The sequence below is a fragment of the Deinococcus sp. genome, assembly GCF_018260405.1.
GTDB lineage: Bacteria > Deinococcota > Deinococci > Deinococcales > Deinococcaceae > Deinococcus.
Genome location: NZ_JAGLBG010000127.1, coordinates 1 through 5,136 on the forward strand (window position 1 = coordinate 1; position 5,136 = coordinate 5,136).

4 protein-coding genes are annotated in these 5,136 nt (G+C 59.5%); 1 reads left to right on the plus strand and 3 read right to left on the minus strand.

Annotation, left to right across the window (positions count from 1 at the left end):
* Nucleotides 1–295 precede the first annotated feature (295 nt).
* Genes QZ269_RS11850 through QZ269_RS11860 form a run of 3 tightly spaced genes read right to left on the minus strand, consistent with a single transcriptional unit; the run spans nucleotide 296 to nucleotide 2,460 of the window.
* Entirely contained in the window at nucleotides 296–775 is a 480-nt protein-coding gene (locus tag QZ269_RS11850; RefSeq protein WP_291426914.1) for a peroxiredoxin, read from the minus strand.
* On the minus strand, nucleotides 772–2,010 hold the full coding sequence (locus tag QZ269_RS11855) for a cytochrome P450 (protein ID WP_291426915.1): 1,239 nt from the start codon (nucleotides 2,008–2,010) through the stop codon (nucleotides 772–774). Before QZ269_RS11855 ends, QZ269_RS11850 begins: the two co-directional genes overlap by 4 nt.
* 27 nt (nucleotides 2,011–2,037) lie before the next feature.
* Nucleotides 2,038–2,460, minus strand: a complete 423-nt coding sequence (locus tag QZ269_RS11860; protein WP_291426916.1) for a MarR family transcriptional regulator — start codon at nucleotides 2,458–2,460, stop codon at nucleotides 2,038–2,040.
* A 719-nt stretch (nucleotides 2,461–3,179) separates the two neighbouring features.
* Here QZ269_RS11860 and QZ269_RS11865 point away from each other — a divergent pair.
* Nucleotides 3,180–4,826, plus strand: coding sequence for an acyl-CoA dehydrogenase family protein (locus QZ269_RS11865; protein ID WP_291426917.1), 1,647 nt, complete (start codon nucleotides 3,180–3,182; stop codon nucleotides 4,824–4,826).
* Nucleotides 4,827–5,136: the final 310 nt, after the last annotated feature.

Sequence of the window (5,136 nt, forward strand, 5' to 3'; positions counted from 1 at the left end):
AGCCAGAAGATAAAGCGGTGGAAAAATAGGAATAAAACTCAGTATCACACTGATCCAGCGTGGTACTGAAGAAGTTGAGGATGAGGACACGCCGTGCAGTATAAGGAAGGTATGGAACTGACGGTGCTGCTACAGATTCCGCAAGCCGTATGACCCAGTTTCTGGAGAGCCATCCAGAGGTTTCAAAGACCCACCTGATTGATGGTCGGCAGCGAAGTCCCTGAGCGCCGCCTTACCCCTGACGAGCAGGAGCCAGGCTCCCAATTACTGGCTGAGGTCGGCGGCCTTTTCTGGCTCAGGCCTGAGCTTTGCCCGCCCCAAGCTTTTCCAGTGCAGCCAGTGCGCCGGGAACGTGAACGGTATGGAGCATGTTCCGGAGTTCGTAAACCAGCTTGCCCTCCGGGTCAATGACAAAAGACGCCCGGTTGGACACGCCCATCAGCGAGGTCAGGCCGCCCATCACGCCATAGGCCTTACAAATGGTGCGGTCAGGGTCAGGCAGCAGTGGGTAGCTCAGGTGGCACTTTTCGCGGAAAGACGCCTGCCCGCCCTCCGAGTCGGTGCTGATGCCGATCACCTGCGCTCCGTACTTTTCAAATTCGGGCAGCGTCGCTTCGAATTTCTGCGCCTCAATGGAGCAGCCGTAGCTATTGGCCTTAGGGTAGAAGTACAAGACCACCCATTTGCCGCGCAGTCCGGCCAGTGAAATCGGCCTGCCATCGTCGCTGACTCCGGCAAAGTCGGGGGCAGGCTGATTTAAGGGTAATTTGCTCATGCGATTGCTCCTTGGTTGTTCTGCTGGCGGCTTAAACGAACACGCAGTCCGCGCAGTTCATAGCCTTTGACGATTTCGTTAGAGCCGATGGTCGGGTGCCTCACAATTTCCAGGTCGTTCCACATCAGCAGGCGGCGCAGGAACATATCCGACTCTTTTATCGCCAGGAACGCGCCGGGGCAGCGGTGAGCGCCATCGCCGAACGCCAGCCCCTGCGCCTGCACGCCGCGCGGCAACTTGCGGTGCGGGCAAATTTCGTCGGCGTCGTCGCCCATCACGGCGGGGTCAGCATTAGCGGTCTGAATGTTAAGGGCAAAAGTGGTGCCCGCCGGATACTGCTGGCCTTCAACCTCCATATCCTTCTCGGCCTTGCGGTACAACATAGTCACCACTGGGTCAAGGCGCAGCAGCTCGTGCAAAATCGCGTGGCGTTCCTTCTCGGTACCGTGCACATAATCGGCGCGGAGTTCGGGGCGCTGGAGCAACTGATAAGCCGCCAGGGTAATGAATTCGCGGGTGGTAATCATCCCGGCAGTAGCGTAGGTGATGCACTCGGTCAGGATTTCCTGGTCGCTGTACTTGCGCTCCAGCAGGTAGCTGATGAGGTCGTCCTTGGGGGCCTTCTTGCGGGCCTCAATGGCTGGTTTGACGTCCAGACCGAAGAACAGCGCCACCGATCCGCCCATCGAAACGTTGCGGAGGGGCGAGGACTTGATCACCGCGCCCGGTGCGCCGTCCATCCCGGTAGAGACGAACGCCTCAATGCGTTTTTCCATGCCTGGCAGGAGACTGCTGTTCAGCCCGACTACATTAGCGGCAACCTCAACGGCCAGGCGCAGGCTCAGGTCGTCCAGATTCATCTCGCCCTTGCTGTGCAGTTCGCCTAGCATCTCGTCGCACAGGCCCGCAATCATAGGGGCGTAACTGTTCACGGCAGTGGGGGTAAAATATCTGGCCGTGGCGCGGCGCATCTCGGTATGCTCGTCGCCCTGCATGTACAGCACCGGGGGGTGCATACCGCGTGTGGGGTCGGTGGCAAACTTGGCCAGAAAGCCCGCTTGGGGGGCCTCATCGTCCTTGAGCAGCTGGCGCACCGACTCGTAAGTCTGCGCCTGGGTCAGCCCGGCGGGGTCGGTATTTTCGTCGCTCAGACGGTCGTAACGGCGGGTCAGCGACTCGGTCTTACCGCTAAAGGGGCAGCCGGAAGCGGGGGTGGGCAGGTTAGATTGGGGCATGGATGCACTCCTTGAGATGAGCCGGGTTCAGGTGGGGCGCACCAGCCCGGCTAGGGTCAGAATCAGGTCTTCGCGCTTGGCGCGGTCCAGAACCGAAAGGTACGGTTCCGTCACGGCTTCGGCGGTCTTAAGGCCCTGTTGCCAGGCGGCGAGGCCGCTAGCAGTCAGCTCCACGACGACCTGCCGCCTGTCGCTGAGGCCACGGGTACGTTGCACAAACCCTTTTTCTTCCAGACTCCCCAGCAGGCGGCTCACCTCGTAACGCGGCATCTGCAAATCCACGGCCAGCTCGGCGGGCGAGTAAGCCCGGCTTTGCAGGTAGCCTGCTGCAATAAATTCCTTGAGGTCAAGGCCGCTTTCTTCACGCAGCCGCGCCGCGCCGTCGGCTGCCAGCGATTGCCAGAGGCTCCATAGAGCGACCAGCAGTTGAATAGGGGGGGAAATCGTCATAGGGAAGGGGGCGGGCCGCACCTATCCCGCCCGCCCTGTTAGATTATTGCAATTTGCAACTATATTGATGAGAAGGTTTGACGGGGATAAGCCAGGAAAGCGGCCTCCCCAGCCTCTTTTTCGCCGTTCCAGCTGTTTCGCTCGAATTAATCGAATCCTGAGCTGAGCCTAGGAGTTTCACAGGTCACCCCGTTTCTCACCACTTCCCGTCTTCGGGCAGCGACGTCTTCACGCAAAACCGACCTCTTGCGAAAGTGATTTTGTGAACTAGCAGGATGAAAACGGAGAAAAACCGTCTCCGGTTAAGTTTATATCGAAATCCATGCTAAAAATATGTCCAAGGCATCGCCTTGCCACTACACTGACTATAAACTTGCTGCGATTCACTATCTAATTCCCTGGCAGCCTAACAAACTTTATGAGAAATCGTCCCCGATCGAGGACAATTTCTGTTGGTGACAACAAAACTGCTCCTCGGAGACGTTCCCAGGAGCAACTCACGTCGGGATTTGAGTTTCCAAATGCACAGCAGAGAGACAAGAACGTAAGAGAAATTCCGCTATTCGTGGACTGTGCTGCTTGCCTCTTCCTAGACCTGACCTCGCATTTGAGACCCTTTGCTCTCATTTTTGGGCGACGTGAGTTGCCCCTGGAGGGCAATGCCGTCACCCTGTTCGGATTGTCGTATTGAGCGATAATAGCTCAGGAGAAAACCAACTATGACCTCGACCTTGAACAAATCCACCCACTGGCTGCTGAGCGACACCGCCCCCTTCACTCCCGAGGATTTCGATAACACTACCCGCAGCATCGCCGAGCTGACCCAGCAGTTTGTAGACCGCGAACTGATGCCGCGCATGGCCGAACTGGAAAGCAAGCCCGACGGCCTGAACGCCAGATTGCTACGCCAGGTGGCCGAACTGGGCTTTTTCCAGACTGAGGTGGCCGAGGACGAGGGCGGCCTGGATTTGCCCAAAGTGTCCAGCACGATCATTTCCGAGAAGCTGGGCGGCACGGGCGGCTTTGGCGTGACCTTCGGTGGGCAGGCGGGCATCGGACTGCTGCCGCTGGTGTACTTCGGCACGCCCGCGCAGAAGGCGAAATATCTGGAAAAACTGATGAGCGCCGAGTGGATCGCCGCCTATGCCCTCACCGAACCCGGCAGCGGCTCGGATGCGATGGGCGCACGCACCACCGCCGTACTGAGCGATGACGGCAGTCACTATGTCTTGAACGGCAGCAAAATGTGGATTACCAATGCGGGCATCGCCGATCTGTTCACGGTGTTCGCGCAGATTCGCACGCCAGAGGGCAATAAATTCAGCACCTTCCTGATCGAGCGCGGCTTCCCGGGCGTGCGCGTGGGCCGCGAGGAGCACAAAATGGGCCTGCACTCGTCGAGCACCTGCGCGGTGTTTTTCGAGGACGCGCAGATTCCGGCGGAAAACTTGCTGGGACAGCCCGGCGACGGGGCCAAAATCGCCTTCAACATCCTGAATATCGGGCGCTATAAGCTCGGCGCGGGCGGCGTGGGCGCGGCCAAAGCTGCGCTGGCGGTGGCCCTGGCCTACGCCCAGGAGCGCCAGCAGTTTGGGCAGCCGATTAGCCATTTTGGGGCGGTGCGTAAGAAGCTGGCGAACATTTCTGCCGAGATTTACGCCGTCGAGAGCGCCGTCTACCGCACGGTGGGCAGCATTGACGCAGCGGTTGCGGGCGGTCAGGACAAGCTGGGAGCCATCGAAGCTCATGCCGCCGAGGCGAGCATGGTCAAAGTGCTGGGCACCGAACTGCTGGACTACGCCGTCGATGAAGGGGTGCAGATTCACGGCGGCTACGGCTTCAGCGGCGAGTACGACATCGAGCGCCAGTACCGCGACAGCCGCGTGCAGCGCATCTTCGAGGGCACCAACGAGATCAACCGTCTGCTGATTCCGTTGCGTACCCTCTCGGGGCTGCCCGCTGAAGCATTGGCCGTGCAAGACGCAGGCGACGACGTAGCCCAAGTTATCGGGGACATGCGGGCTTTAAGCGTAGGTCTACTGCGCCAGGCCGCCGAAAACTACGGCAAAGGCCTACGCCAGGAGCAGGCGGTGGTGCTGCGGCTGGCCGACCTGCTGATGCTGACCTATGCGGCGACCAGTGCCCAGGGCCGTACCCTCAAGCTGGGAAGCCCGGCAGACGCGGTAGCCAGAACGCGCCTGTATGTGGCCCGCGCCGCCGGACGCTTTGCCCAGACGGTGGCTGAGCTCAAGCATGTGCTTGAGCTTAGCGCCGATCAACGAGCAGGACTGGCACGACTGGCGAGTGGGCCGCTCGACGTGATCGCCGCGCAGGGGGCAGTAGCGGATTTGCTGATTAAGCACTAAGTACGCTGAAGGGTAGCGGCCCTACCGCGAAACCTGTATTGTTCCTTCTCGCATCCGCTCGGATTGAGTCTAGTTATTTCAGATTCAATCCGAGCGGACTCTTAGAGGGGCGCCGCAGAGCCAATCGGCACAAAAACGGGTTCCGGGCGTAGGGCGGGCCACCCGGCGCAGTCCTGGGGTATCAACGAAACAGACGGCAGTCTATATAAACTAGCCCCGGCAACCACGTTCTTTTCTTAGAGGCTGTCTGAGGCCCTAACCATGGGAAATGTTTTAGGCTTTAACGGTGGAACGCGCAGCTTACCCTAGC

Bases quoted from the DNA above. Each gene is read 5' to 3' on its own strand.
- QZ269_RS11850 (WP_291426914.1), bottom strand. From the start codon at position 775: ATGAGCAAATTACCCTTAAATCAGCCTGCCCCCGACTTTGCCGGAGTC.
- QZ269_RS11855 (WP_291426915.1), bottom strand. From the start codon at position 2,010: ATGCCCCAATCTAACCTGCCCACCCCCGCTTCCGGCTGCCCCTTTAGC.
- QZ269_RS11860 (WP_291426916.1), bottom strand. From the start codon at position 2,460: ATGACGATTTCCCCCCCTATTCAACTGCTGGTCGCTCTATGGAGCCTC.
- QZ269_RS11865 (WP_291426917.1), top strand. From the start codon at position 3,180: ATGACCTCGACCTTGAACAAATCCACCCACTGGCTGCTGAGCGACACC.